Raw genomic sequence first — 25,964 nt, forward strand, 5'->3', positions numbered from 1 at the left:
GCTCACGGCGCGGGCGGCCTCGGATCGAGCCCGATCACGCCGCTCTTCTCCCGCCGGATTCCGAGTACGGCCTCCGCCGCAAGGAGGCCGGAACGGACGGAGCCTTCCATCGAGCCGACATTGAGGCCGTTCTCCGTCCAGTCCCCCGCGATGAAGAGGTTGGGGAAGCCGGTGTCATGGGCCGGAAGGCGCCAGCGCGTGCTTCCCGGCGGGGTGGAGACATACTGGTCGGAAGGGTTGGCGTTGACCCGCCAGTACTGATCGTCGAACCGCGCCGCGCCGCGCTTCGGCGCCGCGCCTTCAGGCGCGGCCGGGTGCAGAAGGTCGAAGTCAAAGGCGAAGGGGTCGCCATAGCCCTTCTGCGCCGCCACGGTCGCGCCTTCGAGCATGAAGCCGCCTGTCGCCTGCAGGAACTGTATAGACCGCGCCTTCACCTCCGCCGTCAGCCGGGCGGGGAAATCGGCGCCCTCCGTCCCGTCCACCGTCCCGTGGAAAGGCAGCGTGCCGCAGAGGAGGAGAAGGGAGGCGGGGCGATGCCCTTCGGGCCATTCCTCGTAACGGATATACTTGGTGAAATCGCCCTGCCCGTTCGGTTGGGTCATGAAATTCGCGGAGAGGAGATAGTCGTCATAGGCGTTGGTGTAGCCGCCCCAGCCGAGATCCCACGGCGTCTCGTTGAGCCATAGCTGCATCGCCTGCGTCATCACCGTGCGGCTCTCCTGCAGCATGCGTCCCCAGCGCCGTTTCCTCTTCGCGAGATCGCCCGTCATGAAAGGCAGCGCGCCAACCGAAACGCCGAGGATCACCTCGTCGAAGTCTTCCCCCCGCTTCAGGACGCGCCGCTCGGCGGGGACGGCGTCGCACCAGAAGCTCTCGAGATCGGCGCCGGAGGCGCGGAGCCGCTCGCCCTCCTCGAGCTGGTCCCAGAGCGGCCGGTCCGGCCAGCAGGGAAGCGGGCGCGCGCCCTCCACCTCCGTCTTCACATCGACATAGGGTCGATAGGCGTAGCGCCCGGCCTTCACCTTCGCCTGAACGTCGATCTCCACCCGGTCGATCTCCGCCTTCCCCTTCGCCAGCCGGAGCGCCTTCACGTCATGGAAGAACGCGAAGCGCACGCCGCGCTTCTCCAGCGCCTCGTGCAGAGGCGCTATCAGCGTCTCGCCCGATCCCGCCTCGAAGAGCTGGATGAACCGGCCCATGTAGGTGAAGGTCATCAGCGTCCAGTGCAGGTAGGCTCCCGCAGCCATGACCGCCGGCTGCAGGCTGTCCCCCTCCGGGTACTGATAGGTGATGTTGGGAGTCGAGGAGGTGAGCGGGGAGCGGATCGTCTCCTCGGACGCCCCGTGGCGGCGCAGCCAGTCGACATGGTCCTCCGCGTCGAGCGCGGCGAAGCCTCGTTTCATCACCCTGTCGGCGAGCACGCCCCGCGTGATGACCGCGAAATAGTCGAGCAGCAGGCCGAGCCGCCGCAGCCGGTCCCGCGCCGCGCCGCCGCCGCCGGCGGAGGCGATGCCGGAGAAGAGCGCATGCCCCTTCGCGAAGGTCTCCGCCGCGAGGCGGAAGTCCTTCCCGTCGAAGGCCGCCTGCGCCGCGCGCGCGAGCCCACCCAGCGCCGCGTTCATCGCTTTCGCGCCGGGTTCTATCCTCAGATCATAGCGCCCCGAGGCCGGATCGGAGACGGCAGGGCTTCCGCCGCCCGGAGGAATCTCCCCATGCGCCAGCACATAGCCTGCGGTCGCCGCGTTCCGGTATGTCTTCGCCCAGGCCTGTCGCAGCGCGAGCATGGCGAGCCGGACCAGCCCGAGGAGCCAGACGTCGATCCGCGCCAGGTTGGGCGCTTCCGAGACGATTTCAGAAAGCGTCGGCTCCCGTCCGAGGCATTCGTCCAGCCTGTGCCACCAGGGCTCGCAATAGATCGGCCAGGTCTTGATGGCGCCCTCGTCCATCTCGTAACGGATGACGCCGGACATGCCGTGAAACGCCGTCTCGAAATCGGGGAGGGGATGGTCGGCTGGCCGTTCCAGCGAGTCAAAGACGCGCTTCATCACCGTCAAGGCGTTGTAGTAGCAACCGAGGAAGCCGTGGATGCCGTGCTCGTAGAGCCGATTCGAGCGGTCGAGGTCGCGCCCCGTCGCGCATTTCCCGCCAAGCCGCCAACCCTTCTGGTAGACCGTGATCTCGAACCGGTCGTTCCAGCCCGGCTCCTCCGTCAGCCTGAACGCCGCCACGAGGGCGGAGGGCCCGCCGCCAAGAACCGCAATCTTCTTTTTCGCTGCTGACTTCATCGAAATCTCCTGGCTTCGCCTCAGGTCGTGAACGCGCCTCCCGCCTTGTTGAGAGCCGCAATGAACCGCGCCGCGAGCGCGGGTTTCGAAAATGGATGGCCGATCCGGAGCGCGGCGTCGGAATAGCGCCCCATCAGCCGCGCGCCCTCCGCCAGCGCCGCCCGCGCCGCCGTCTCGCGCCCTGTCTCGGAAAGGATCGCGGCGCGAAGATAATGGTTCTGGAACCAGGCCGGCCGGATCGTCAGCGCAAAATCCGCGATCTCCAGCGCCCGCGCATGGTCCTCCTCTATCCATGCGGCGAAAGCCTTTGTCCGGAGCCAAAGCCCCGAATGCACGTCGTAGGGGGAAAGGGAGAGCGCCTCGTCCGCCAGCCGCACGGCCTCCGCCGTCTCTCCCGCAAAAGCGTGGAAGCGCGCCAGCTCCCCCGTCGCGGGCACGAGCGAGGGGGCGAGCTTCCGCGCGAAGGAGACATGGCTCTTCGCCTGTTCGAGTTGCTCGGGCGTGGAGAGCATGACGCCAAGCGTGAACTGCGCCCATCCGTCCTGCGGCGCGATCTGCACTGCGCGCCGCGCCCAGCGCTGCGCCTCCGCGACCGAGGCGCGCGGGTCGTCAACCCAGTCGCTCCAGGCGTCGAGCATGTGGGAGAAGGCGAGCACGCAATGCGTCGGCACGTCATGCGGGCTGACCTTCAGCGCCTGGCCGAGCAGCGCCTGCGCCTCCCGGTTCGGCTTCGGCCGCGTCGTCCAGAACAGCCAGCGCGCCCGCATCAGCAGCCGCCAGTGGTCGGGATCGGCCGGCGCGCGCCATTCCGTCTCCGATTCGCGGCGGGACTGGTCGTCGATCACCATCGGCTCGAAGATGGAGGCGATGCGCCGCGCCAGGTCGCGCTGGAGGGCGAGCACGTCCTCCACTTCATCCTCGCTCTCGTCGGAAAAGATCGTCTCTTGGTCGGCGACGCGGCTGAGCGTCGCGAGGATCGAGACGCGGCGTCGATGCATGCGCACGTCTACCCGCAGGATGTAGTCGGCGAAGTCGCGCACGTCGCGCTGGTTGCGGTCCACGTCGATATCGGCGGGCAGGAAGGGCGAAGGGTTCAGCGCCGCGACGCGAAGCCAGGCGGATTTCGAAAGATTCGACACGAGCTGCTCGGAGACGCCGTCGGCGAGATAGGCGAATTCATCCGGCAGCCGCCGGCTCACGTTCAGAACGGCGATGGTCGGGCGTCCGTTGGCGGCGCGGCCGGAAGGTCGCGGCGGGTCCGGCGTCAACGGGGCTATCGGCGTCTGCGACGCGACGAGATCGGTCAGCCGCTTCTCCGGCTCCTGCGCGAGTTCGCGCAGGATCAGCGCCCGGAACCGTTCGAAATGCGCACGCGCCTCCCCCCGCCTCCCGTTGGCGAGATGGCAGCGGATCAGGAGCTCGTGCCCCGGCTCGTGCAGCGAGTCGATGGCGATGATCCGGTCGGCCGCCCGCTGCGCCCGCCCGACCCGCCCCGCCGAGAGATCAACCGCGCCGAGCCGCACGAGGGCGGCCACCGCCAGATCGCGATAGAAGCTTTGCCGGCTTGTCGACCAGGCGAGAAAGTTCTCGGACCGGGCGCGATTGTCGTCAAGAAAGTCGCCGCGATAGAGTTCGAGCACCCGCGCGAGGCTTTCGGCATCGTCAGCCGCCGCCGCGGCGGCGAGCTGCGCCGCGTCATAGACGAATTTCCCGTCGACGAGGCCGATATGGCTGTCCGTCACGACGAAGACGGCGTCGAACGCCTCTTTGCCGAGCGCCTTCTTGATCCGCCGCACTTCCTGGCGAAGACTGCCGCGACCCTGGACCGGATCGGACCGCTCCCAGAGGAGATCGACCAGCGTCTCGCGCAGCATCGGCCGCGGCGCCGCCTCGGCGAGATAGACGACCAGGCCGAACGCCTTCATGCCGAGGGTCGCCGCCGCGCCGTCGACGCCGATACGCAGCGCGCCGCTTCCGAGGGCGGACAGCACGATCACGGGCGCGTCAGGCTTCTCATGCTTCACGTTTCCCCGCTCTGTCGACCAGTCTGACATCGTGCATATCCCAGGTAGCGCTCCGCCACCAAGAGGATAGCTGCGCTGCGGCGCAATAGGCGATGGACAGCGACGCGGCGCGCGGATAAGCGCATCAGATGCTGAGACGGCTGTATGACTGGACACTAGCGCTCGCCGAGACGCCCCACGCGCTCTGGGCGCTCGCGGTCGTCAGCTTCATCGAGAGCTCGGTCTTTCCCATCCCGCCGCACATTCTGCTGATCCCGATGGTGATCGCGCGGCCCGAGGCCTGGGCGCGCATCGCTCTCGTCTGCTCCGTCGCCTCCGTCGCCGGCGGTGTGGCGGGCTACGCGCTCGGCGCCTTCGCCTTCGAGAGCGTCGGTCGCCCCGTGCTCGAATTCTACGGCTATGGCGAGAAGTTCGACGTCTTCGCCGCCCAGTATAACGAATTCGGCGCCTGGGCCGTTCTCTTCGCCGGCGTAACGCCTTTTCCCTACAAGATCATCACCATTCTCTCAGGCGCCACCGCGCTCGATTTCTGGGTTTTCCTCTTCTCTTCCATCATCGCCCGCTTCGCGATCTTTTTCCTGATGGCGGTTCTCCTGTGGAAGATCGGGCCGCCGGTGCGGGTCTTCATTGAAAAGCGGCTTGGCCTGATGGCGACGTTGTTCTTCGTGCTTCTCTTCGGGGGATTCGCGGCCGCGAAATACCTGGTGTGAGGCGCGCCCTCCCGCTCGTCGCGCTGCTGGGTCCTGCCGCCGTGCTCGGGGCTGCGCTCTTCAGCCAGCATGTCGGCGGGCTCGCGCCCTGCCAGATGTGCATCTGGCAACGGTGGCCGCACGGGATCGCCATCGGCCTCGCCGCGCTCGCGCTCCTGCTCGGTCGTGGGAGGCCGGCGGCGCTCCTCTTCTTCCTCGGGGCGCTGGCGCTGCTCGTGGGATCGGGCCTCGGCGTCTTCCACGCCGGGGTCGAACTCGCCTGGTGGGAAGGGCCGACCGAATGTTCCGGCGCGCCTGCGACGGGGTTGAGCGCGGCGGATTTCGTCGAGCGTCTCAAGGCGGCGCCGCTGGTCCGTTGCGACGTCGTCGCATGGTCCTTCCTCGGGGTCTCGATGGCGGGGTGGAACGCGATCCTCTCCGCCGGCCTCGCAGGGGCGACGCTGCTCGCCGCGCGGGATCAGGCGTCGAGCTCTGCGTCCCAGTAGAGGTAGTCCATCCAGCTTTCGTGAAGGTGGTTGGGCGGGAACTTGCGGCCCGTGTTCCGCAGAGCCTCGGCCGTCGGCCGGTGCGGCGGCTTTCGGAGGTTCATCCGCGCCTCGCGCAGCGTCAGGCTCGCCTTGGCGAGGTTGCAGGGGGAGCAGGCGGCGACCACGTTCTCCCATGTCGTCCTGCCGCCCCTGGAGCGGGGGATGACATGATCGAAGGTCATCTCACCCGTCGCGCCACAATACTGGCAGGTGAACTCGTCCCGCAGGAAAAGGTTGAAGCGGGTGAAGGCCGGGTAGAGCGCCGGGCGGACATATTCCTTAAGGACGACGACCGACGGGATGCGCATCTCCATGGACGGGCTGCGCACCACCTCGTCATACTCCGCGATGATCTGCACCCGGTCGAGGAAGGAGGCCTTGACCGCCTCCTGCCATGGCCAGAGTGAAAGCGGAAAGTAGGAAAGCGGGCGGTAATCGGCGTTGAGCACGAGCGCGGGGTGATCCCGCAGCCGCCCCGGGGAGCGGACGAAATTCATCGCCGCCGTCCCGGTCATCTCGCGTATCGCTCCCTGAGGATCATCACCTTCGCCTCCGTGTCGGATCGACTATATCTTGCCGACCCGACCGATCAAGCATCAAGATGAGCACGATCTGCGAAAGAAATATGACTTATCCACAGGTCGGGCCGCAGGGGCCCGCCTCAGGCGGCCCGGCGCGCCCGAAGAAGGCCGAGGCCGCCCAGGCCGCCGAGGAGGAAGAGGATCGAGGCCGGCAGCGGCACCGCGGAGACGGAGACCGCATCCACGTCGAACCCGTCACGGCCGTTCACGAACGGGCTGGTGTCCACCAGCGCGAGCCAGGAGAACGGGCCGCTGATCGCGATCGTCGCCCCGCCCGCCGTGTTGGCGACGCCGTTGGGGATCGAACCGACCTTCTGGAAGCCGAGCGAGAGCAGATCGGAGAGCCCGAAAGCGCCGTCGAAGGGCGTGTAGCCGCCGGCCAGCGCATAGACATCGGCCGTCTCGACGAAGGAGCAGGTTCCGTTCGGGCTCTGCGGCCCGGTGCAGCCGAAGGTCACCTCGAACACGGTGGCCTGCGTTCCGAAATCGACGCCGAAGCCGAACACCGCCGCGCCGCCAAGGCCAAGGCTGTAGAAGCCGCCACCCGAATTCGCGAAGGTCGCATCGGGCGCGCCGAGCGCATTGCCGCCCGCGGCGCGGTTCGTGTTGTCGACCGGCGTCGTCGTGAAGCCAAGCTCGGCCGCGCCGGTGCGGCCGGAGTCGATCTGCGTGGCGAACACGGTCGTCGCCGCCGCATCATGCGCAGCGAAAAGACAAACGCCAAGCGCAAGGCCAGCCAGAGATTTCTTCATGATTTCTGCTCCCACAACAGAGACGACAGGCCGCCGTCTCCACAAACAACCGGGCGAGACCCACACGTTCATCGCCCGTGCCAAAGGGGATAGATCGGATTTGCGGCGACTTGAAGTAGAAATAGCGTCGTGTCTGTCTGAATCGTGATTAATCGCGCATCCGCTCGCTGTTCAGGCGAGCACGCGCCGCAGGAACTCCGCCGCAAGGCGCAATCCGTCCGGCGCGATGCCGTGGCCGATCCCCCGGCTCACATGCGCCGTCGCCTCCACGCCCATGCCGTCGAGCCGCGCCTTCATCTCGTGGAGCGCCTTCACCGGAATCACCTCGTCCGCATCGCCATGCACGATGAGGACGGGCGGCTTCGCCGTCGCCGGCGCAGGGTTTTCCATGTAGCGGCCGGAGAAGGCGACCATGCCGGCGATCGGCGCCGGGCGGCGGAGCGCGACGTCGAGGCCGACCATCGTGCCCTGGCTGAAGCCGACGAGCGCCAGCCGGTCCGCGCCCAGTCCCTCCTCCTCCAGCGCCTCGTCCAGATAGGCGGAGAGCGTGGCGGAGGCCTGCTTCGCCCCCTCGATCATCGCGCTTTCGGGCGAGCCGTCGATCCAGGAGATCGGAAACCACTGATAGCCCATCGGGTTGACAGCGCAGCGCTCCGGCGCGTTCGGCGCGCGGAAGACCGTGTCGGGCAGAAGGGGCGCGAGCGCGCCGGCGAGGCCGAAAAGGTCCTGCCCGTCCGCGCCATAGCCATGCAGGAAAATCACGAGGCTCTTCGCCTCGCCCGAGCGCGCGGCGGCGCGCGGCCCTGTCAGGATGCTCATGTCGCGCCCTCCCTGCCCTTGATCGCGCGGTAGTAGGCGAAGAGGATGCGCGCCGCAACGGCCCGCCACGGGCGCCACGCCTCCGCCATCCGCTCAAGCTCCGGAATCGCCGGCCGCGCCTCGAGCCCGTAGAGCGCCCGCGCCGCCTCGCGCAGCGCGAGGTCTCCGGGCGCGAACACATCCGCCCGGCCGACCGCGAACATGAGGTAGATCTCCGCCGTCCAGCGCCCGATCCCGGGCAGCGCCGTGAGCGTGGAGACCGCCTCGTCCTCCGGCGCCGCGCGCAGCGCCGCATAATCGAGATTCGACGCGGCGAGCGCGCGCGCATAGGCCGCCTTGGGGCGGGAGAGGCCGGCGGCGCGCAGCGCCTCCTCCGGGGCGGCGGCGACGGCCTCCTCCGTCGTCAGGCCCGCCGCCTCCAGCCGCGCCCAGATTCCGGCGGCGGCGGCGACGGAGATCTGCTGGCTCACGATGGCGTTGAGGAGGGCCGGGAACCCGTCCTCCCGGCGGCGGAGCGGCGGCGGCCCCGAAATCTCCACGGCATGGGCCATGCGCGGGCAGGATGCGGCGAGGAAGGTCGCGCCCTCGGCCACATCCGCCGTCGTCTCGATGATCCTCACCGGAAAAACCTTCCGAGCAGGCCGCCGCGCGCGCCCCAGCCGGGCGCCGCGCGGTCGAACTTCGCAGCCGCCCGGTCGAAGGCGGAGAGAACGTGGCCGGGCAGGCTCCGCTTCAGCATCGCCCGCGCCGCCTCCCGCGCCTCCGCGCCCATCGGCCGGTCGAGCGACCACGGCAGATGCAGCGCGGAAACGGCGAGGGCGCCGAGCTCCGCCCGCTTCATAGAAAGATCGAGGAGGAAGATGTTCCCGCCCCCGCCCGCGCGCCGCCGCGACGCGGGCGCCTGGTCGAAAAGATGCTTCGGCCCGATCCCGGCGGGCTCCGCGCCGCGCCGGTGAAGAAGAAGATCGTGATGAATCGCGATCCGCGAGCCTTCCAGCACCTCCGAGAGATAAAGCGTGTCGAGCAGCGGCCAGGGGTGCCTGTGGTTCGCGTCGACAAAAGCCATGTCGAACCGCTCGCCCCGGCTCAGGAGGTCCGCCGCCCCGCGCCCGACATGGCGAGAGAGCGAAACACCCTCCGCCCCGCCGATCTCTCCGAGCAGGAACCCCGTCTCCCGGGACGGGTCGCCGAAGAACCGCGCGGAGACGTCATGCGTCACGAGCCGCTCCCCGCCATGCGCCGCCAGCATGAGCCGGATCAGCGCGCCGGACAGGCCCGACGCCGTCCCGATCTCGACGAAGCGCCGCGGCCTGCGCGCCGCCACCGCGTCAAGAATGAAGCCGGCCTCCTCGACGCTGACGGAGCCCCAGCCCTTGCGCCAGAAGCGGGCATGGATCGCGGCGATGCTGTCTCGGTCCACGGGGCCCCTCCGGCTCGGCCCCCCCTAACCGCCCGCGACGGCTCCGGAAGTCAAGAGCAGGCGGGACGCCTCGGCGCTTTCCGCCGCCAGCAGCGCCGCGAGCCAGTCATGCGTCGCCTCGTCGCCCCAGGGCGCGAGTCCCTCGAAGGCGGCGACGACCTGCCCGAACCGGTCCACCACGATCGTCGTCGGCGTGCCCCGCATGCCGACCTGCGCGGCCAGGAGGTGATCCGGGTCGAGCAGCGGAGGCAGGCCGCCGAGTCCCTGCTGGTCGAGATGCGCGAGCACTTTCGCCGCCGCATCCGCCTCGTCCACCGAGACGGTGACGATGGAAAGCCCCTTTCCCGCATAGCGCTCCTGCAGCGCGGCGAGCTTCGGCATCTCCTTCAGGCAGACGGAGCACCAGGTCGCCCAGAGCGAGACGACCGCGACCTCCCCGCGAAAGGCGGCGAGCGTCATTTCCGCCCCGCTCCGCGCGTCGGTCAGCGGCGTCTCCGGCGCCGCCACCTCCCGCGTCACGCGGATCACCCGGTCCTCGAAATACCCGCCCTCCGGCGGCGCGAAAAAGCCAACCGCCGCCTGCCCGGCGATGAAGAGCCCCGTCAGCCCGAAGACGATCAGAAGGATGCGCATCCGGCCTCCCTTGTTTCGCGCGCGAGGATATGGCCCTTGGGCCGGGATGGCGATGCGGCGGAAGGGCGGTAACGGGATGGTGAAGGAGCGGGCGCCGGCGCTCAGGCCCGGCTTCTGGAAGGGCCGCGCGCTCGAAGACCTCTCCCGCGAGGAATGGGAGGCGCTTTGCGACGGCTGCGGCCGCTGCTGCCTCATCAAACTTGAGGACGAGGATACCGGCGCCATCCACTTCACCGACATCGCCTGCCGCCTCTTCGACCCGGAAACCTGCCGCTGCGGGAACTACGCGCTCCGCTTCCAGCTTGTGAAGGGCTGCGTCCGCCTCTCGCCGGACACGATCGAGCAGGACCGGGAATGGATGCCCACGACCTGCGCCTATCGCCTCCTGTCCGAGGGGAAAGACCTGCCGGACTGGCACTATCTCGTCTCCGGCAGCCGGGAGACGGTGCGGGAGGCGGGCATCTCCGTCCACGGCCGCACGATCCCGGAATTCGAGGTGGACGAAGACGATTACGAAGACAGGATCATCGAGGACATACGCTGATGTGGTTCACGTCGGACAATGCGGCCCCCGCCGCGCCTGAGGTGCTCGCCGCGCTCGCCCGCGCCAATGCGGGCCCGGCGATGGCCTATGGCGGCGATGCGGAGACTGAGCGCGCCCGCGCCATGGTGCGTGAGGTTCTGGAGGCGCCGCAGGCCTCGGTCGAATTCGTCGGCATCGGCACGGCGGCGAACGCGCTGGCGCTCGCCGCGCTCACCCCGCCCTGGGGCGCGGTCTTCTGCCATGACGAGGCGCATGTGGAGATGGACGAATGCGGCGCGCCGGAATTCTTCACCGGCGGGGCGAAGCTCGTCTCCGTCCCGGGCGCCGACGGGCGGATGGACGGCGCCGCGCTCGAAGCAGCGATGGCCCGGGTCGGCGGCTCGGTCCACCATGTCCAGCCCGGCGCGCTCTCGCTGACGCAGGCGACGGAGGCGGGCACGGTCTATCCGGCGGCGGAGATCGCCGCGCTCGCCGCCCGCGCGAAGGCGGCGGGCGTTCCCGTCCATCTCGACGGCACACGCTTCGCCAACGCCCTTGCGGCGACCGGGGCGAGCCCGGCGGAGATGTCCTGGAAGGCGGGGGTGGACGTTCTCTGCCTCGGCTTCAGCAAGAACGGCGCGATCGGGGCCGAGGCGGTGGTGTTCTTCGATGACGCCAAGGCATGGGAGTTCCAGCTCCGGCGGAAGCGCGGCGGGCATCTCTTCTCCAAGATGCGCTTCGTCGCGGCGCAGGTCTCCGCCCTCCTCGAAGGCGGCGTCTGGCTCCGCCTAGCGGCGCACGCCAACGCGATGGCCGCGGCGCTCGCAGAGGAGCTGAAAGGCGTGGAGGGCGTCCGCATCCTCCATCCCGTCGAGGCGAACATTGTCTTCGCCGACCTGCCGGTAGCCGCGCACGAGGCGGCGAAGGCGAAGGGCGCCGCCTATTACGACATGCCGGGCGCGCAGGAAGGGTTCGTCCGCGTCCGTCTGGTCGCCTCCGGCGCGACGGAGGCGGCGGAGGTCGAGGGGCTCATCGCGGCGCTGAAGGCCGGATGACCGCGCCTCACTTCAGCGTCGCGAGATAGGCCACGATGTCCTCGATCTCGGCGGTCGAGAGGTCGAATGTCGGCATGTCGCCCCTGACATGCGGATTGGCGAGGAAGCCGCGGACATAGTCCGGCGACCGCTCGGCGGCGATGCGGGCGAAGCCCGGAGCCACATCGGCGGCGCGCTGGCCCGCGCCCGTCGCGTGGCATTCGGCGCACCAGCGTTCGGCCAGCGCCGCGCCGCGCTCTGCCGACGGCGCGGCTCCGGCCGCGAAGGCCGGAGCCGGGGCGGCGAGGAAAAGACCCGCCGCCAAGCTGAGGAAGCCGGCCCGATTCACCCCATCGCCTTCTGCAGGTTGGCGTCCACCGCGTCGAGGAAGCCGTTCGTCGTCAGCCAGCCCTGGTCCGGGCCGACGAGGAGGGCGAGGTCCTTCGTCATCTTGCCCTCCTCCACCGTCTCGACGCAGACGCGCTCCAGCGTCTCCGCGAAATTCAGGAGCCTCGCGTTGTCGTCGAGCTTGGCGCGGTGCTTCAGCCCGCCCGTCCAGGCGTAGATCGAGGCGATGGCGTTGGTGGAGGTTTCCTTGCCCTTCTGGTGCTCGCGGTAGTGCCGCGTCACCGTGCCGTGCGCCGCCTCGGCCTCCACCGTCTTGCCGTCCGGCGTCATCAGCACGGAGGTCATGAGCCCGAGCGAGCCGAAGCCCTGCGCCACGGTGTCGGACTGAACGTCGCCGTCATAGTTCTTGCAGGCCCAGACATAACCGCCCGACCACTTGAGCGCGGAGGCGACCATGTCGTCGATCAGCCGGTGCTCGTAGGTGATGCCCGCCGCCTTGAACTTCGTCTCGAACTCCTCCTCGTAGACCTTCTGGAAGATGTCCTTGAACCGCCCGTCATAGGCTTTCAGGATCGTGTTCTTCGTGGAAAGATAAACCGGCCAGCCGAGGTTGAGGCCGTAATTCATCGAGGCGCGCGCGAAGTCGAAGATCGACTCGTCGAGGTTGTACATCGCCATCGTCACGCCGGAGCCGGGGGCCTTGAAGACCTCCTTCTCGATCACCTTGCCGTCGGCGCCGGTGAACTTGATGGTCAGCGTGCCCGCGCCGGGGAAGGTGAAGTCCGTCGCCCGGTACTGGTCGCCGAAGGCGTGGCGGCCGACGACGATGGGCTTGGTCCAGCCCGGCACCAGCCGCGGCACGTTCCGGCAGATGATCGGCTGGCGGAAGATGACGCCGCCGAGGATGTTGCGGATCGTCCCGTTCGGGGATCGCCACATCTGCTTGAGCTTGAACTCCTCGACGCGCTGCTCGTCCGGCGTGATCGTCGCGCATTTGACGCCGACGCCGTACTTCTTGATCGCGTTGGCGCTGTCCACCGTGATCTGGTCGTCAGTCCGGTCCCGCTCCTCGATGCCGAGGTCGTAGTAATGCAGGTCCACGTCGAGATAGGGCAGGATGAGCTTCTGCTTGATGAAGTCCCAGATGATGCGGGTCATCTCGTCGCCGTCGAGCTCGACGACGGGGTTCGCGACTTTGATCTTGTCCATTGTCCCCTCTCCGGTGGCGTTCGGCCTTCTGCGGAGGCTATACCCCGGCGGAGCGGGCGCGAACAGGCCCTGCGTCACGGTTTCGGGCGCGTCGCATGCGCGCGGATACAAGGAATGCGAATGATCCTGCCGGAGAAGGCGAAGGCGATGATGGAGCGGACACTGTCGGGCGCGGCGGCGGAGGGGGTGTTCATCCCCTATCGCCATGCCTCGGAGATCTCGCCGCCCGGCCCCTACCCCGCCTTCGAGGCGCTCTTCGCCGCCGCCGAGCCGGCGTTCCGCTTGGTGCTGGCGGAGATCGGGGCGCGGGCGGGGGCGCTCGAGGCCTTCGCCGGCCCGCCGCCGCTGCCGCGCTGGGATCAGGACTGGTTTCCGCGGGCGGACGGGGCGGCGGCCTTCGCCCTCGCCGCCTCGCGGAAGCCGCGGCGGGTGATCGAGGTCGGCTCGGGGCATTCGACCCGCTTTCTCGCCGCCGCCGGCGCGCCTGTGCTCTGCATCGACCCGGCGCCGCGGGCCGCGCTTGCCGGCCTCTCCGTCGAGTGGCGGGGGGAACTGCTCTCGGAGGCGCATCTGCCGCTCTTCGCCGCGCTGGAGCCGGGGGATTTCGCATTCTTCGATTCGAGCCATGTGCTCGTTCCGGGGTCCGACGTGGACATGATCCTGAACCGCATCCTGCCCGCGCTGAAGCCCGGGGTGATCGTGCATGTCCATGACGTGCTGCTGCCCGATCCCTATCCGGCGGACTGGGAATGGCGGGGCTATGCGGAGCAGAACGGGCTTGGCGGCTGGCTGCTTTCGGGGGCGCTCCGCCCGCTCTTCGCCTCCCACTACGCCGTGAGCCGGATGGGGGCGGCGGAGACCGGCGCCCTTTCCCGCCTGCCGCTGCGCGCCGGCGCGCGGGAGACGAGCCTCTGGGCGGTGAAGGCGTGAGCGCGCCGGTCTTCATCCTCGTCGAGCCGCAGATGCCGGAGAATATCGGCGGCGCGGCGCGGGCGATGTGGAATTTCGGGCTGGAGCGGATGCGCCTCGTCGCGCCGCGGGAAGGGTGGCCGAACCCGAAGGCGGTGGCGATGGCCTCGGGCGCCGGGCGGCTGCTCGACCATGCGCGCCATTTCGAGACGACGGCGGAGGCGGTCGCGGACCTCACCCATCTCTACGCCACCACGGCCCGGCCCCGGGGCATGACGAAGCGCGTCATCTCGCCGGAAGAGGCGGCGGCGGAGATGCGGGAGCGGATCGCGGCGGGGGAGCGTGTCGGCGTCCTCTTCGGGCGGGAGCGGACGGGGCTGGAGACGGCGGACATCGTGCGGGCGAACACCATCGTCACCGTCCCGGTGAACCCGGATTTCCCCTCCCTCAACCTCGCGCAATGCGTCCTCCTTCTCGGTTATGAATGGCGGAAGCAGGGGGGCGAGCCGACCCGCGCCGTCGCGCCCGACACGCCGGCGGCGAGCCACGAGAAGGTGGAGGGGATGCTCTCGCATCTGGTGGAGGAGCTGGACTCCGTCCACTTCTTCTTCCCCGAGGCGAAGCGGGAGGCGATGCTGGCCAATCTCCGCAGCCTTTTCCATCGCGCCCCGCTGACGGACCAGGACGTGCGGACGCTCCGCGGCGTCATCCGGGCCCTCGCCTCGAAGCCGCGCCGCCCGCGACCGGGCGCGGCCCAAGAGGCCCCGCCGGAGCCGGAAACCGAAGCCTGAAGTGGGCCTCCGAGGCCCATAACCATGGTTATCGGCCTCGGAGCATTGATATCGTTCGATTTTATTCGTGATCGATTGTTTCAGCCCGGCGAAGCCCCGCTTCAGCCGCCCTTCGCCAGCGCCGCCACCGCCGCCTCCGCCTGCGCGAGGCAGCCCGCCTCCAGCAGCGCCGGCAGCGTCTCCGCCGGCGCCGCTCCGGCGGGGACCGGCTTCAGCGCCAGCTCCCCCGGCATCTCCACGTCGTTCATCGCGATCCGATAGCGCGCCCCCGCCGTGAAGGGGGCGTCGTCCGGCCAGGCCGCCGTGCTCTCGCCCGCGGGCCAGAAGATCTCCGCCCGCGCGCCGCCCTCCCCGATCAGCGCGACCACGCGGTCCGCCTTCGCGGCGGCGAGGAAGAGCGTGGGCTTCGGCCCCGGCACGCACCAGGCGCCGTCGGCCAAGAGCTGGAGCTGCGTCTCCGTCGCCGTCTCGGCATCGCCGCTCCGCGAGGCGCCGAGCGCCGTCATCCGCTCCCGCCGCCGCACGAGATCCGCGAGCGGGGAGGCGGCGGCGACCTGCGCCCCGCCGCCGAGCGCCGCGCCGATGGCGCCCTCATAAGGCCCCTCGATCCGCGCCGGGCCCGCCGGGCCGATCAGCTCCAGCACCTGCCCCGCAGCGAGGGAGACGACCGTATCGGCCGGCACCATCCGCCCCGGCCCCGGCTCCGCGAGAGGCGAGGCGGTGACGACGTAATCCTGCGCCGCCAGCGGCGCGGCCAAGGCGAGAAAGAGGGCGCCGAACGCGCCCGCGAGGATGTTCCGCATGGCTATTTCTCCTTCAGCGTGATGACGCGGCCCGTCTCGCCGTCAGCGAGACGGGCCATATGGAACCGCACGAGGCCGTCCTGCGGCGCAGCGGCCTGGAGCGCGGCGAAGCGCGAAGCGGCCTCCGGCGCGCCCGCCGCCATCGCCTCGAAGGCGGCGAGATAATCGGGGAGGGAAAGGGCGCGCGGATCGTCCTCCGCGAAGGCCTCCGCCGTTTCCTGCGGCTCGGCCCGCCCCTTGACCCGGAGCGCGCCGATGGGGCGGAAGCGCACCCCGCGAACGTCGCTTCCCGCCGCTGCGAGCGTCGCGCCCGAGATGCAGAGCCGCCCGCCGAACGCCTTGTTCGCCCCTTCGAGCCGGGCGGCGAGGTTCACCGTGTCCCCCATCGCCGTATAGTCGAAAAAGAGCTCCCCGCCGAAATTGCCGACCGTCGCCTCCCCGGTATGGACGCCGATCCGGGTGATCCCGAAGGGCCGCCCCGAAGCCGCCTCGGCCGCGACGAAATCCTCCGCGAAGCGGTCCAGCGCCACGGCCATGCGGATCGCCCGCGCCGCATGGTCCGGCTGGTCCACCGGCGCGTTGAAGAAGCCGACCACCGCGTCGCCCACGAACTTGTCGAGCGTGCCGCCATGTTCGATGAAGATCCGGGAGGCGCCGCCGAGATAGCGGTTCAGCATGTCCGAGAGCGCCTCCGGCGCCATCCCCTCGCAGATCGAGGTGAAACCGGCGACATCGGTGAAGACGCAGGTGACGACCCGCCGCTCCCCCCCGAGCCGGAGCGCGCCCGGCTCCGCCTCGATCCGCCGCACGATCTCGGGCGAGACGAAGCGGCCGAACGCCTCCCTCAGCCGCCGCCGCGTCTCCGAATCCCGCCGCCAGCGCGCGAGGCCGACCGCCCCGGCGGCGAGCGCGCCAGCCGCGAGCGGCGGCAGGACGGGCGCGCGGACGGAAGCCTGCGTCAGCGCCGCCGCGGGCGCCGCCGCCGTGAGCGCAAGGAGCGCGGCGACGAGGCCGGCGCGGCCGATCACCGAGAGCGGCGCCAGCACGGCTCCGACCGCGAGGAGCGCGGCGGCGAGCGTCATCGCCGCTTCCGCGCCGATCCCGGCCAATTCGAGCCGCCGCCCGTCCAGAAGCTGCGCGAGCGCCTGCGCGTGGACCTCGCCCCCCGGCCGGTCGCCATCCCCGGCGACGATCTCCAGCGGGGTCGAATGCCGGTCCACCGCGTCGAGCCCGACATGGATGAGGGCGACCCGCCCCTCGACCTGCGCGGCGGTGTAATACTGGTGAAAGGCGGCGACGAGCCGGGGCGCGAATTCGCCGCCGCCCGCGACCGGCGTGAAGTCGATCTCGAACCCCGTCTCCGCCACATCCTCCCGGCCCGCGGCGCGCGCGAGCGCCACGGCGAGAGAGGGCGCCTCCCGCCCGCGTATCTCCCGCGGCGGCGGGGCGGCGCGGGAGACGCCCGTGAAGGCGTCCTGCAAGAGCGTCGCCTGCGCCACTTGCGCCTCCGCCGTCGCCGCCGCCAGCCAGTCCGCCTGCTTCGCGTTCAGCCCGTCCGCCTCGTCCGCCACGACGACGACGACGGGCGGCCCCTCCCCCGCCGTGATCGCCTCGATCAGCGCCAGGTCCTTCTCCGGCTCGGTCGGCTGGTCGATCAGGAGGTCGAGCCCGATCGCCGCCGGCTTCAGCGCCGCGAGCGAGGCGATGAGATCGGCGAGGAAACCCCGGTCGATCGGCGAGCGATAGGGAAAGGCGGAGAGCGTCGTCTCCTCGATCACGATGAGGACGATGTCCTCCCGCGTCGACGCCGGTTCGCGGGAAAGGGCGTGGACGAGATCCCGCGCCCGCTCCTCCGCCGCCGCGAGCGGGGCGACGAAGCGGAAGGCGCCGAAGCAGAGCGCGGCGGAAAGGAGCGCGGCGGCGATGCCGAAGAGCCGGAACCGCTCCCGCCTCAACGCCAGTCCCCGATCAGGAGGAAATTGGCCCAGAGGAAGGGCTCCGCCGTCGCCGGGTCCGCGATCAGCGCGGCCTGCGCGCGGCGGAGCGCCTCCGCCCGCCCCGCGCCCTCGGCCAGCGCCTCGTAGAAAAGCGTCATCAGCCGCGCCGTCGCAAGGTCCTCCGCCGGCCAGAGCGAAGCGAGGACGGAGCGCGCGCCGGAACGGAAGCCGACCCCGGCGAGGCCGAGCGGGGCCCGCTCCGCCGCCTCCCCGCCCACATCCGCCGCCGTCGAACAGGCGCTGAGCGTCAGGAGGTCCACCGGCGCGCCGGCCTGCACGGCGCGGGCGCGCATCGTCGCCTCGAGCCGCGTGACGTCGAGCCTTCCGTCCTTCGTGACGATGAAATTGTCCGCCGGTTCGGCGCCGAATTCGGCATGGGTGGCGATGTGCACGATGTCATAGGGCCGCCGCGCGATGCCGGCCGCGAGCGCGTCCGCGCTGAAGCCTTCGCCCGCCAGTTCATCGGCGCCGAAGAGCGCGGCGATTGCCTCCAGCTCCAGCGGCACCGAGGCGAGGGGGACATAGCCCTGCCCCACCGCCTCCGCCCCGGCGGCGAGGGCGGAGGCGCCGGCGAGACTCTCCTCCCCCTGCTCGACGAGCCCGAGGCTGAGGATCGTCGCGAGCCCGTAGCGCGCGCCGAGCCAGGTCGAGCCGTCCCAGAGCGCGGCGAAGGGAAGGGCGCGGAGCGGCCCGTCCGGCGCGATCACCAGCGTCTTCGCCCCGCCCGCCTCAAGCTCCGCCGCGACGGGGCGGATCAGCGCGTCATAGAGGAGCGCGGCGGGCGGCGGCGGGCCGCCGAGCCGCAGGTCGATGAGGTAGCGGAGCTTCGTCACCTCCGCGCGCAGCGCCTCCCGCCCGAGCGGAACGGCATAGGCGCCGCCGCGCCCGCCGAGGGACCAGATCACCTCCGTCCGGTCCTCGAACACGACGGGATAGAGCGTCGCGGCCCCGGCGCCGATCTCCTCCGCCGCGACGATCCGGCCGCGGGCGGGGGTGCAGCGCTCGGAGAAATACTCGTCCACCTCGTCGAGCTTCAGATCCTCGATCAGCGCCCGCGCCGCCTCCAGCGCGCCCTCCTCGCGCGGGCCGGAGAGGAGGAAATCCACATAGTCGAGCTGGAACGGGCGGGGCGCGAAGCGGCGGGCCGAGGTCGCGGGCGGGGCGCCGAGCGGGGCGCGGGCGCGGAAGCCGCGGAGCCCCTCGAAGGCGGCGGCGAAGGCGTCGCGGGCCTCCGCGCTCCGCCCGGCGCGGCGCAGCGCCTCGGCGCGCAGCCAGTCCGCGCTGAATCCGACATCCTCCATGGCGAGCGCGGAGGCGAGGCGCCGGGCCGCCGCCGCCTCCGCGAGCGAAGCCTCCCATCGCCCCTCCGCCAGCGCCGCCTCCGAGAGGCCGAGCGCGGCGAGCGCGGCGCCGCGGCCCGCGCCCTGACGCTCCGGCCCGTAGGCGCGGGCGGCGAGGGCGGGCGCGGCGGCGGCGAGCGCGGCGTCCCCGATCTGGATGCGCCCGGCGCCGCCCCCCTCCCCGAGCGCGCCGAGCGCGGCGGCGAGGATCGCGCGCGCCTCCCCGGGCTCCCCGCGGGCGAGGGCGACGCGGGCATGGGCGGCGGCGGCGTGGGCGACAATCTCGGGCGCGCGGGCGGCGGCCGCGCCGCGCGAGGCAAGCGCCTCCGCCTCGTCGAGCCTTGCGGCGCGCATCGAGGCCGTCTCCGTCCGCTGCGCTTCGGCGAGGAGGCGCGCGAGCGTCGCCGCCGCCACCGCCTCCAGCGCAGGCTGCCCGGCGGAGCCTTCGAGCGCGGCGCGGAGGCGGGTCTCGGCTTCCCCGTCCCGCCCCGCCTCGGCGAGGGCGAGGCCCCAGGCGCCTTCGGCCCAGGCGCGCTCGGGCGCCGTCTCCGCCGCCTCCGCCGCCGCCTCAAGAATGGTCAGCGCCTCGCCGAGCCGCCCCTCTGCGCGGAGCCCGTCCCCCTCCGCCACGCGCGAAGCGAAATCCGCCGCCGCGGCGGAGGCGGCGAGGGCGAGCGCGAGGAGCGCGGCGCCGAGCCGTTCAGGGAAGCGCGATCGTGACCGCAAGATGCGCGCCCTCCCCCTGAAGCCCCGTGCCCCGACTTCCCCCCGAAAGCGCCGCGCCGAAATAGAAGGCCGCGTCCACGCCCGGGCTGGGGGACCAGAGGAGGCCCGCCCCGGCCCCGATCAGGCCCTCCGCCTTCCGCCCCTTTCGCCTTGTCGCGCCCGCATCGATGAAGGGCGCGAGGGTCAGCGTCGCCGGATGGTCGGGCGGCGTCAGCTCGGGGACCGGCAGGTCGATCATGGCGAGGCGCAGCTCCAGCGAGCCGACCGCCGCGTCGTCCCCCGCCAGCGAGGCCTCGCCGAAGCCCCTCACCGTGTCCCGCCCGCCGATGGCGACCTGTTCGAGGGGCAGGAGCCGCCGGTCCGCGATCTGCCCCTGCGCGCGGGCGATCACCGTCGCCGCGTCCGTCAGCCGCGCGGCGAGCTGGGCCTGCGCGACGAGGACGAAGAACCGCCCGTCCGGCAGGTCGCCCGCATTCTCCGTCGCGCCGAGGATCGGCAGGCCCGCGGAGCCCGAGACGCGAAGCGCGAGGCTCCGGGCCTCCGCGAGGTCGGAAAACTCGAAGGCGAGGGAGAGGACGGAGGTGCGGCTCAATCCGTTCTCCGGCCCTTCCTCGAAGGAAAACGGCACGCCCGCGACGGTGGAGCGCGCGCGCTTCCGGTCGAAGGCGAGGATGCCATTGAGCCGCCGCCGGCTCGTCTCGATCAGCGGCACGGTGACGCCGAAGCCGATCCGGGTGAACGTGCTGTCCACATCGGCGGAGCGGAACGGCTCCCGCACGAATTCCGAAACCGCATGTTCGAAGGAGATGAAGGGGGCCGGTCCGCCGGGCCGCACCGGCGCCTCCGCCTCGAAACGCGCGCGGCGACGGCCTTCGGTTCCCTCCAATTCCAGCCGCGCCTCGTCGCCGGAAAAGAGGAGGTTCCGCGCGGCGAGGGAGAGCCGCGCCGTCTCCTCCCCCGCGATGTCGGGCGTGTCGTTGGAAAGGGTCAGCGCCGCGTCGTAGGGGCGGCGGGCGGCGATGTCGAGGTCGAGCGCCGTCTCCCCCTCCCCCGCGCCGGGGCGGATCGCGGCGTCCACCCGCGCGACGTTCCGGTCGCGCAGGAGGATGCGCAGCGCCTCCTCCGCCGCGGGAAGGGAGAACGGCCCGTCATCGAGCGCCACGCGCTCCCGCAGCCATTCGGCCCCGATCTCGCCCGGCCCGCGCGCGCCCGCCTCCGCCACGCCCTCGCCCCGCACGCGGATCCCGGTCAGCCGCCCGGCGACGATTTCGAACGTCGCCTCCCCGGCGCCGGCGTCCACCGTGCGGAGCCGCACGCCGGAACTGACATAGCCGGCGGCGACCAGCGCCTCCGTCATCTCCCGCCTCAGCGCCTCCAGCGCGGCGAGGTCGACGCGGCGGCCGAGCGCGCCCTCCGCCGCGGCGCGGAGGCCTTCTTCCCCGATCAGCGGCGAGTCCTCCGGCGTGAGCAGGACGGCGCGGAGCGTCATGTCCACGTCGACCTCCAGCGGCTCCGCCGCGGCGGCGAAGGCCGCGAGCGCGGCGAGACAGGCGAGCGCGAAGCGCATCACCGGAGCGGGTCGCACGGGCGGTCGCGCGTCCCCGCGCGGAAGGGCGCCGCGGGCGCGCCCGCGCCGGGCGCAGGCACGGCGAGGCCGAAGAGCGCGGGCGCCGCCCCCTCCGCCCCCCGTTCCGGCGGCGCGAGGCGCAGCGCGCTGCCGCCCGTCACCGCGGCGACGCAGAAATCGTCCACCAGCGCGAAGCGGTTGAAGAACTCGGTCGGCGGCGCCTCCGTCTCCGCCGATTGCGCGCCGATGGTTCCGAGAATCTGCACCTGCCCCGCCTCGCCGAGATTGGAGCTGACGTCGATCGTCGCGTCCGGCGGCTCGATCAGCGTCACGTCGGTCGCGACGCGCACCACGCCGCCGTCGCCCTGGTCCGCCGTCGATTCGAGCCTGGCCTTGTCGTTCAGCACGAGGAGGCCGCCCGTCACGGTGATCGCCCCGCCGTCGCCGTCGCTGGCGCCGACCGAGGTCGTCACCGTCCCGGAATCGACGAGCGTGAAGCCCCGCGCGTCGAGCCGGATCGCGCCGCCGTCGCTGGAGCCCGAAGCGGTGGTGACCTGAGAGCCGGCGCCGACCGTGATGGAGCCTGCGCGAATGACGATCCGCCCCGCGGCGCCGCCCGCCGCCGGGGCGCGGCTCGCGATTTCCGCGCCCGTCGCCGTCTCCACCCGGTCCGTCATCGCGATGCGGACGGCGCCGGCGGCCCCGGTGGAGCGCCCGGTCGTCGTGATCTCGCCCCCGTTCTCGATCCGGAGCGTCCCGCCCGTGATCTGCACCTCGCCGGCGGGTGAGGCGTTGAAGGTCTCCGCCCCCATCTCCGCCTCGTTCGTGAGCAGGATGAAGGGGGCGGAGACGGTCAGGTCCCCGCCGGGCCCGGAGAGGCCCGCCTCGGTGCCGCTGAAGACGCCGGAGGGTTGCGGTTCGGAGCCGTCGTCTTCCTCCCTGAACACCCCCCGGAAGACCATGCTCTCTCGCGCCCGCACCGTCACCTCGCCGCCGGCCCCGCGGGCGCCGCGGTTCGGGTCATCCTTGTCCGGTATGGCGAGCGCGCCGCTGCCGATCTGCCCGCCCGCCGTGGCGAGGAGCGTGTCGACCGAAACGCGGATAGCGCCCGCATCCCCGAAACCGACCGTGGAGGAGAAGATGCGCCCGCCGTCGAGTAGCTGGAGGTCCCCGCCCCGGATCAGCACGAGCGAGGCGTCGCCCGGCGCGCCTTCCGAAACCTCGCTCTCGATTGCCGTCTCCCTCACCTCGCCCGCGCGATCGAGCGTCAGCCGGTCGAAGCCGGTGACGCGGATCGAACCCGCCGGCCCCGCGCCGCGCGTCTGGGAGCGGATCGCGCCGCCAGCCACGATATCGATCTCCGTCGCGCGCACGCGCACGTCCCCCGCCGCGAAGTCGCCCGCGGTCGCCGTGCCGATCTCGGAGCCGTCGATCAGCAGAGCGCCCGCCTCGACCCGGACCGAGCCGTTGCCCTGGGGGCCCGCCAACGTGGAGATGGAGGCGCCGTTCACGAACTCGACCGTCCCGCCCGTTGACCGCGCGCCCGTCCCCGCACCGACATCCGCGACATCGCCCTGCGCCCCGGCGAAGAAAACGAGGTCGCCGCCCAGCTCGGACTCGAACCGCTTCCCGTCAACGACGATCCTCCCGCCGGAGAGCGCGATCCCGTCGCCCTGCGCCGGGAGCCGCCCGCCGGAGAGGAGGATCGCGCCCGGCGCGCGGTCGACGAACCCGAACGCTTCCGGCGCCGCAGTCGTGATGGTCAGCGGCGCGGCGGCGTCCGCCGAAAGGCGCGTCCCGTCCCCGAAGATCAGCGTATCCCCGGCGGAGAGGCGGAGCGCCGCGCTGGTGCGGAACTCGGCGTTGGCGCCGATGGTCAGGCCGTTCGGGTTGAAGAACCAGAAATCAGCGGCGACAGGGGAGAAGCTCCCGTCCACGAAGCTCACGATACCGTCGATCGTGCTGGCGTTCGCGCCGGTGACCCGCCCGATCACCCGCTCGACGCCCGCGGGCAGGCCGAAGGCCGCCGCCGCGCCCGTCTGCACGTCGAAGGCGGAGAAGGAATGGATGAGGCTCCCCCCGGCCCGCCGCCCGAGCGCGGGATCGACGAACATCGCGGAGCCGTTCAGCGAGGCGCGGCCGCCCACCGTCCCGTCCGTCACGATCTGCGCCGGGGCCGGCGCGGCGAGAAGGGCGAGAAGGAGGGCCGGGAGGAGGAAGGGCGCGCGCATCAGAGCTCCTCGAACACGATCCGGTCGCCGAAAATGTCGCCGCCGCCGAAAGGGTCCGGCTCCCCTTCGGTCTCCTGCCGGCGATAGACGATCCCGCCGTTCGAAAGGTCGTAGTTGGCGAAGCCGGGGCCGTTGAACTCGACGTCGAAATGCGTGTCGCCGAGATAGCCCGGGATCGCCGCATCGCCCGTGAGCGAGGGCGCGCCCGAACCCGGCGCCGCGAGCGACGCGAAGCGCAGGGCGGGGGCGAAATCCCCGGCGTTCGGGTCGATGGAGAGGTAGGCGAGCGCGCGCCCGTCCGGCGAGAGGGCGGGGCCGTATTCGCCCCGCCCCGCCGCGTCGATGGTGAGCGCGGAACTGACGGAGAGCGCCGCCCGGTCGAAATGGACGACGCGGACGGCGAAATCGCCCGGGCCGTCGCTCTTCTCGAAGCCGAAGGCGATGGTGCGCCCGTCGGCCGAGATGGTCGGCGCGAAGGCGTCCGTCGTCAGGCCCCGGCTCACGAGCCGCGTCGCGCCCGTGTCCACGTCCTGCACGAAGACGTCCATGGCGCCGGCGTCGTCGTCCGAGGGGTCGAAATCGAAGCGGGAGACGAAGACGACGAGCCGCCCGTCCCCGCTGATGCCGACCGAGGGCGCCTTGTGGAGGCCGGATCCGTCCGGATAGCTCGACGGCACGCCGCCCACCGAGAACCGCACGGGCCCGAGCAAGGAGTCGAACTGCTCCACGCCGGTGACGAGGAAGGTCCGGTCGGTCGCGAGGTCGCGCACGTAAACGTCCTCGACGAAATTCCCGTCCGAGTGGAAGACCTCGTCGATCACGCGCCCGCCCTCCGGGCTCGAATTTTCGTCGAAGAAGCCGACGCCGCGCGTGATGAAGACGACGCGCTCGCCGTCGTCGGAGGCCGCGAGGATCGGCGGGGAGGCGGTGTTGAAGGCCGCCGTGAAATCCGGCGCCGGAACGCCGCCGACCGCGAAGTTCCCGGCATCGTCCGGGTTCGAGAGGCGCGTGACCAGAACCGGGTCCTCGTCGAGGTTCAGCATGTCGCGGCGGTAGATGTCTCCCGGGCCGAAGAAGCCGTTGGCGGCGTTGTTGTTGTCCGGCTCCGGCCCGAACGCGTCTGCGTCCGTGGCGAAGAAGACGTATCGCCCGTCCGCCGAGATGTCCGGGCTGTAGAACTGGGCGAAGTTGAACGCGCCCGGATGGGCGAAGAAGGCCGAACCGTCCCGCGCCGCCTCCGTCACCCGCATGGCGGCGCCGGTGGCGGTGTTGGTGACGAAGACGTCCATCGAGGCGTCCTCGATGACGAAGCCGTCTTCGCTCAGGCGCCGGGGGTCGGGATCGGTCGGGAACCCGTCGGGGTTCCCCTTGTCCACCCATACGGCGATGCGCCCGTCCGGCGTGATCGCCGGGTCGGCGGCCGTGTTGGTCTGGTTCGTGAAGCCGTAGGGATTCGCGTCGAACGCGGAGGCGGCGCGCGGGGGCGCGACGAAGCCGTAGGTGGCCAGCTCTTCGGTGGTGAAGCTCACCCCTTCAAGAAAGAGCGCGTCCTGAAAGCCGGCGCCGCGATTGACGGCGATCATCGTGCCGCCGGAGACAGGCGTGGCGCCGACGACCTCGGCGATGGCGTCGAAGTCGATTCCGGCGAGCGCTTCGGTGAGGCTGATCTTGTCGCCGAGCCCGTACTCGAAGTCGGTCACCCGGTCGACCTCGGCATCGATCCCGCCGTTCAGGAGCCGGATCACGAACGTGTCCGCCCCCGGCCCGCCGGTCAGCGTGTCGAAGCCGGCGCTCGTGCCGAGCGTATCGTTTCCTCCGAGCCCCAGGACCGTATCGTTCCCGGCGCCGCCCTGAAGCTCGTCCGGCCCCGCGCCGCCGGAGATCGGCTGGGGCGGGGGCGGGGGCGTCGTTCCGCCTCCGCCCGGAGTTCCGCCGCCCGGAGCTCCGCCGCCCGGCGTTCCGCCGCCGCCCGGCGCGCCGCCGCCGCCGCCAGGGCCGGCGGGCAGGCCGAAATCGGCGGCGGAGAGTGCGCCGGCGGCGAGGCCGGCGAAGACGATCCGCCCGCCGCCCGGCAGGGTCAGCGTCAGGCCCTCGGGGCCGGAGGCGAAGGCGAGGTCGTCGAAGGAGTCGATCCCGGCGAAGCCGGAGAGCGAGACGCGGTCCATGCCGGCGCGGAAATCCGTGATCGTGTCGGTCGCGGGCCCGCCGGCGAAGTCCGCGGCGCGGAAGAGGAAGAGATCGTCCCGCCCGCCGCCCGTCAGCCGGTCGTCGCCCTTGCCGCCGCGAATCGTGTCCGCCCCGGCGCCGCCGATCAGACGGTCGCCGCCGCCGCCGCCGTTCAGATTGTCCGCGCCGCCGCCGCCTTTCAGCGTGTCGCTCCCCGCCCTGCCCTTCAGGTTGTCGGCTCCGCCGCCGCCTTTCAGGCTGTCGTCGCCGCCGCCGCCGATCAGCCGGTCCGCCCCGCCGCGGCCGATGAGGACGTCGTCGCCGCCGCGGCCCAGCAAGCGATCCGCCTCCGCGCCGCCCGAGAGCGTCTCGTCCGCCCGGGAGCCCGCAAATGTGGCGTTCGCCATCGGGGCTCTCGCGAGGGCGGAGAGCACGGCCTCGGGGCGCCCGGCCGGGCGGTCCTCCGCCGCCACCTCAAGGCCCCAGACCGGGGCGGCGCTCTCCGCCGCCTCCGCCCGCCTCGCCCGTTCCGCCCACAACCCGGTCATGTCGCTCCCGCCCCCTTCGCG

22 protein-coding genes are annotated in these 25,964 nt (G+C 71.5%); 6 read left to right on the top strand and 16 right to left on the bottom strand.

Annotated elements, in window-relative coordinates:
* Positions 1–2: 2 nt before the first annotated feature.
* Positions 3–2,285, bottom strand: a complete 2,283-nt coding sequence (locus ACE37J_RS06975; protein WP_409709122.1) for an FAD-dependent oxidoreductase — start codon at positions 2,283–2,285, stop codon at positions 3–5.
* A 20-nt stretch (positions 2,286–2,305) separates the two neighbouring features.
* Complete coding sequence (locus ACE37J_RS06980) at positions 2,306–4,339, bottom strand: BTAD domain-containing putative transcriptional regulator (protein ID WP_409709125.1); 2,034 nt, start codon at positions 4,337–4,339, stop codon at positions 2,306–2,308.
* Positions 4,340–4,437: 98 nt separating this feature from the next.
* Between ACE37J_RS06980 and ACE37J_RS06985 the strand changes: the two genes are divergently transcribed.
* On the top strand, positions 4,438–5,019 hold the full coding sequence (locus ACE37J_RS06985; protein WP_409709128.1) for a YqaA family protein: 582 nt from the start codon (positions 4,438–4,440) through the stop codon (positions 5,017–5,019).
* A complete protein-coding gene (locus ACE37J_RS06990) occupies positions 5,016–5,504 on the top strand; it encodes a disulfide bond formation protein B (RefSeq protein WP_409709131.1) in 489 nt (162 codons plus the stop codon). Before ACE37J_RS06985 ends, ACE37J_RS06990 begins: the two co-directional genes overlap by 4 nt.
* On the opposite strand, the gene ACE37J_RS06995 is transcribed toward ACE37J_RS06990, so the two are convergent.
* The 6 genes from ACE37J_RS06995 to ACE37J_RS07020 all read right to left on the bottom strand — a co-directional run bounded on the left by ACE37J_RS06995 (position 5,477) and on the right by ACE37J_RS07020 (position 9,751).
* On the bottom strand, positions 5,477–6,061 hold the full coding sequence (locus ACE37J_RS06995; RefSeq protein ID WP_409709134.1) for an HNH endonuclease: 585 nt from the start codon (positions 6,059–6,061) through the stop codon (positions 5,477–5,479). The two genes, ACE37J_RS06990 and ACE37J_RS06995, sit on opposite strands and share 28 nt — an antisense overlap.
* Positions 6,062–6,207: 146 nt before the next feature.
* Positions 6,208–6,879, bottom strand: coding sequence for a VPLPA-CTERM sorting domain-containing protein (locus tag ACE37J_RS07000; protein WP_409709137.1), 672 nt, complete (start codon positions 6,877–6,879; stop codon positions 6,208–6,210).
* A 171-nt stretch (positions 6,880–7,050) separates the two neighbouring features.
* On the bottom strand, positions 7,051–7,698 hold the full coding sequence (locus tag ACE37J_RS07005; RefSeq protein ID WP_409709140.1) for an alpha/beta hydrolase: 648 nt from the start codon (positions 7,696–7,698) through the stop codon (positions 7,051–7,053).
* Positions 7,695–8,318 (bottom strand): DNA-3-methyladenine glycosylase family protein, encoded by a 624-nt coding sequence (locus tag ACE37J_RS07010; protein ID WP_409709143.1) that lies wholly within the window; start codon positions 8,316–8,318, stop codon positions 7,695–7,697. Before ACE37J_RS07010 ends, ACE37J_RS07005 begins: the two co-directional genes overlap by 4 nt.
* A complete protein-coding gene (locus ACE37J_RS07015) occupies positions 8,315–9,118 on the bottom strand; it encodes a class I SAM-dependent methyltransferase (protein ID WP_409709146.1) in 804 nt (267 codons plus the stop codon). Before ACE37J_RS07015 ends, ACE37J_RS07010 begins: the two co-directional genes overlap by 4 nt.
* A 24-nt stretch (positions 9,119–9,142) precedes the next feature.
* Positions 9,143–9,751, bottom strand: coding sequence for a TlpA family protein disulfide reductase (locus ACE37J_RS07020; RefSeq protein WP_409709149.1), 609 nt, complete (start codon positions 9,749–9,751; stop codon positions 9,143–9,145).
* 52 nt (positions 9,752–9,803) lie between these two features.
* On the opposite strand from ACE37J_RS07020, the gene ACE37J_RS07025 reads away from it, so the two are divergent.
* Positions 9,804–10,295 carry a YcgN family cysteine cluster protein gene (locus tag ACE37J_RS07025; RefSeq protein ID WP_409709288.1) on the top strand — a complete coding sequence of 164 codons (492 nt, stop codon included), beginning with the start codon at positions 9,804–9,806 and terminating at the stop codon, positions 10,293–10,295.
* Positions 10,295–11,329, top strand: coding sequence for a threonine aldolase family protein (locus ACE37J_RS07030; protein WP_409709152.1), 1,035 nt, complete (start codon positions 10,295–10,297; stop codon positions 11,327–11,329). Before ACE37J_RS07025 ends, ACE37J_RS07030 begins: the two co-directional genes overlap by 1 nt.
* A 7-nt stretch (positions 11,330–11,336) precedes the next feature.
* Here ACE37J_RS07030 and ACE37J_RS07035 read toward each other — a convergent pair whose 3' ends face one another.
* The gene (locus ACE37J_RS07035) at positions 11,337–11,657 is read right to left on the bottom strand and encodes a c-type cytochrome (RefSeq protein ID WP_409709155.1); all 321 of its coding nucleotides are present in this window, start codon (positions 11,655–11,657) and stop codon (positions 11,337–11,339) included.
* Positions 11,654–12,865, bottom strand: a complete 1,212-nt coding sequence (locus ACE37J_RS07040) for an NADP-dependent isocitrate dehydrogenase (protein WP_409709158.1) — start codon at positions 12,863–12,865, stop codon at positions 11,654–11,656. Before ACE37J_RS07040 ends, ACE37J_RS07035 begins: the two co-directional genes overlap by 4 nt.
* A gap of 120 nt (positions 12,866–12,985) precedes the next feature.
* On the opposite strand from ACE37J_RS07040, the gene ACE37J_RS07045 reads away from it, so the two are divergent.
* Positions 12,986–13,795 carry a class I SAM-dependent methyltransferase gene (locus ACE37J_RS07045; protein ID WP_409709161.1) on the top strand — a complete coding sequence of 270 codons (810 nt, stop codon included), beginning with the start codon at positions 12,986–12,988 and terminating at the stop codon, positions 13,793–13,795.
* 32 nt (positions 13,796–13,827) lie between these two features.
* Entirely contained in the window at positions 13,828–14,565 is a 738-nt protein-coding gene (locus tag ACE37J_RS07050) for an RNA methyltransferase (protein WP_409709291.1), read from the top strand.
* 101 nt (positions 14,566–14,666) lie between these two features.
* Here ACE37J_RS07050 and ACE37J_RS07055 read toward each other — a convergent pair whose 3' ends face one another.
* The 6 genes from ACE37J_RS07055 to ACE37J_RS07080 are packed head-to-tail and all read right to left on the bottom strand — an operon-like array spanning position 14,667 to position 25,943.
* The gene (locus tag ACE37J_RS07055; RefSeq protein ID WP_409709164.1) at positions 14,667–15,368 is read right to left on the bottom strand and encodes a hypothetical protein; all 702 of its coding nucleotides are present in this window, start codon (positions 15,366–15,368) and stop codon (positions 14,667–14,669) included.
* 2 nt (positions 15,369–15,370) lie between these two features.
* The gene (locus ACE37J_RS07060; RefSeq protein WP_409709167.1) at positions 15,371–17,323 is read right to left on the bottom strand and encodes a CHASE2 domain-containing protein; all 1,953 of its coding nucleotides are present in this window, start codon (positions 17,321–17,323) and stop codon (positions 15,371–15,373) included.
* Positions 17,320–19,431: a CHAT domain-containing protein gene (locus ACE37J_RS07065; RefSeq protein WP_409709170.1), complete on the bottom strand. Its 2,112-nt coding sequence runs from the start codon at positions 19,429–19,431 to the stop codon at positions 17,320–17,322. The genes ACE37J_RS07060 and ACE37J_RS07065 overlap by 4 nt, the downstream gene beginning before the upstream one ends.
* Complete coding sequence (locus tag ACE37J_RS07070; protein ID WP_409709173.1) at positions 19,406–20,998, bottom strand: ShlB/FhaC/HecB family hemolysin secretion/activation protein; 1,593 nt, start codon at positions 20,996–20,998, stop codon at positions 19,406–19,408. The genes ACE37J_RS07065 and ACE37J_RS07070 overlap by 26 nt, the downstream gene beginning before the upstream one ends.
* Positions 20,998–23,229: a filamentous hemagglutinin N-terminal domain-containing protein gene (locus ACE37J_RS07075; RefSeq protein ID WP_409709176.1), complete on the bottom strand. Its 2,232-nt coding sequence runs from the start codon at positions 23,227–23,229 to the stop codon at positions 20,998–21,000. Before ACE37J_RS07075 ends, ACE37J_RS07070 begins: the two co-directional genes overlap by 1 nt.
* Positions 23,229–25,943, bottom strand: coding sequence for a hypothetical protein (locus ACE37J_RS07080; protein WP_409709179.1), 2,715 nt, complete (start codon positions 25,941–25,943; stop codon positions 23,229–23,231). The genes ACE37J_RS07075 and ACE37J_RS07080 overlap by 1 nt, the downstream gene beginning before the upstream one ends.
* Between the last annotated feature and the right edge of the window lie 21 nt (positions 25,944–25,964).

It is taken from the genome of Pikeienuella sp., assembly GCF_046290545.1.
Lineage (GTDB): Bacteria > Pseudomonadota > Alphaproteobacteria > Rhodobacterales > Rhodobacteraceae > Pikeienuella.

Coding starts and splice junctions, on each gene's coding strand:
- ACE37J_RS06985 (WP_409709128.1), top strand. CDS start 4,438: ATGCTGAGACGGCTGTATGACTGGACACTAGCGCTCGCCGAGACGCCC.
- ACE37J_RS07080 (WP_409709179.1), bottom strand. CDS start 25,943: ATGACCGGGTTGTGGGCGGAACGGGCGAGGCGGGCGGAGGCGGCGGAG.
- ACE37J_RS06980 (WP_409709125.1), bottom strand. CDS start 4,339: ATGTCAGACTGGTCGACAGAGCGGGGAAACGTGAAGCATGAGAAGCCT.
- ACE37J_RS07000 (WP_409709137.1), bottom strand. CDS start 6,879: ATGAAGAAATCTCTGGCTGGCCTTGCGCTTGGCGTTTGTCTTTTCGCT.
- ACE37J_RS07020 (WP_409709149.1), bottom strand. CDS start 9,751: ATGCGCATCCTTCTGATCGTCTTCGGGCTGACGGGGCTCTTCATCGCC.
- ACE37J_RS07070 (WP_409709173.1), bottom strand. CDS start 20,998: ATGCGCTTCGCGCTCGCCTGTCTCGCCGCGCTCGCGGCCTTCGCCGCC.
- ACE37J_RS07075 (WP_409709176.1), bottom strand. CDS start 23,229: ATGCGCGCGCCCTTCCTCCTCCCGGCCCTCCTTCTCGCCCTTCTCGCC.
- ACE37J_RS07005 (WP_409709140.1), bottom strand. CDS start 7,698: ATGAGCATCCTGACAGGGCCGCGCGCCGCCGCGCGCTCGGGCGAGGCG.
- ACE37J_RS07040 (WP_409709158.1), bottom strand. CDS start 12,865: ATGGACAAGATCAAAGTCGCGAACCCCGTCGTCGAGCTCGACGGCGAC.
- ACE37J_RS07055 (WP_409709164.1), bottom strand. CDS start 15,368: ATGCGGAACATCCTCGCGGGCGCGTTCGGCGCCCTCTTTCTCGCCTTG.
- ACE37J_RS06975 (WP_409709122.1), bottom strand. CDS start 2,285: ATGAAGTCAGCAGCGAAAAAGAAGATTGCGGTTCTTGGCGGCGGGCCC.
- ACE37J_RS07025 (WP_409709288.1), top strand. CDS start 9,804: ATGCGGCGGAAGGGCGGTAACGGGATGGTGAAGGAGCGGGCGCCGGCG.
- ACE37J_RS07045 (WP_409709161.1), top strand. CDS start 12,986: ATGATCCTGCCGGAGAAGGCGAAGGCGATGATGGAGCGGACACTGTCG.
- ACE37J_RS07050 (WP_409709291.1), top strand. CDS start 13,828: ATGCCGGAGAATATCGGCGGCGCGGCGCGGGCGATGTGGAATTTCGGG.
- ACE37J_RS06995 (WP_409709134.1), bottom strand. CDS start 6,061: ATGACCGGGACGGCGGCGATGAATTTCGTCCGCTCCCCGGGGCGGCTG.
- ACE37J_RS07030 (WP_409709152.1), top strand. CDS start 10,295: ATGTGGTTCACGTCGGACAATGCGGCCCCCGCCGCGCCTGAGGTGCTC.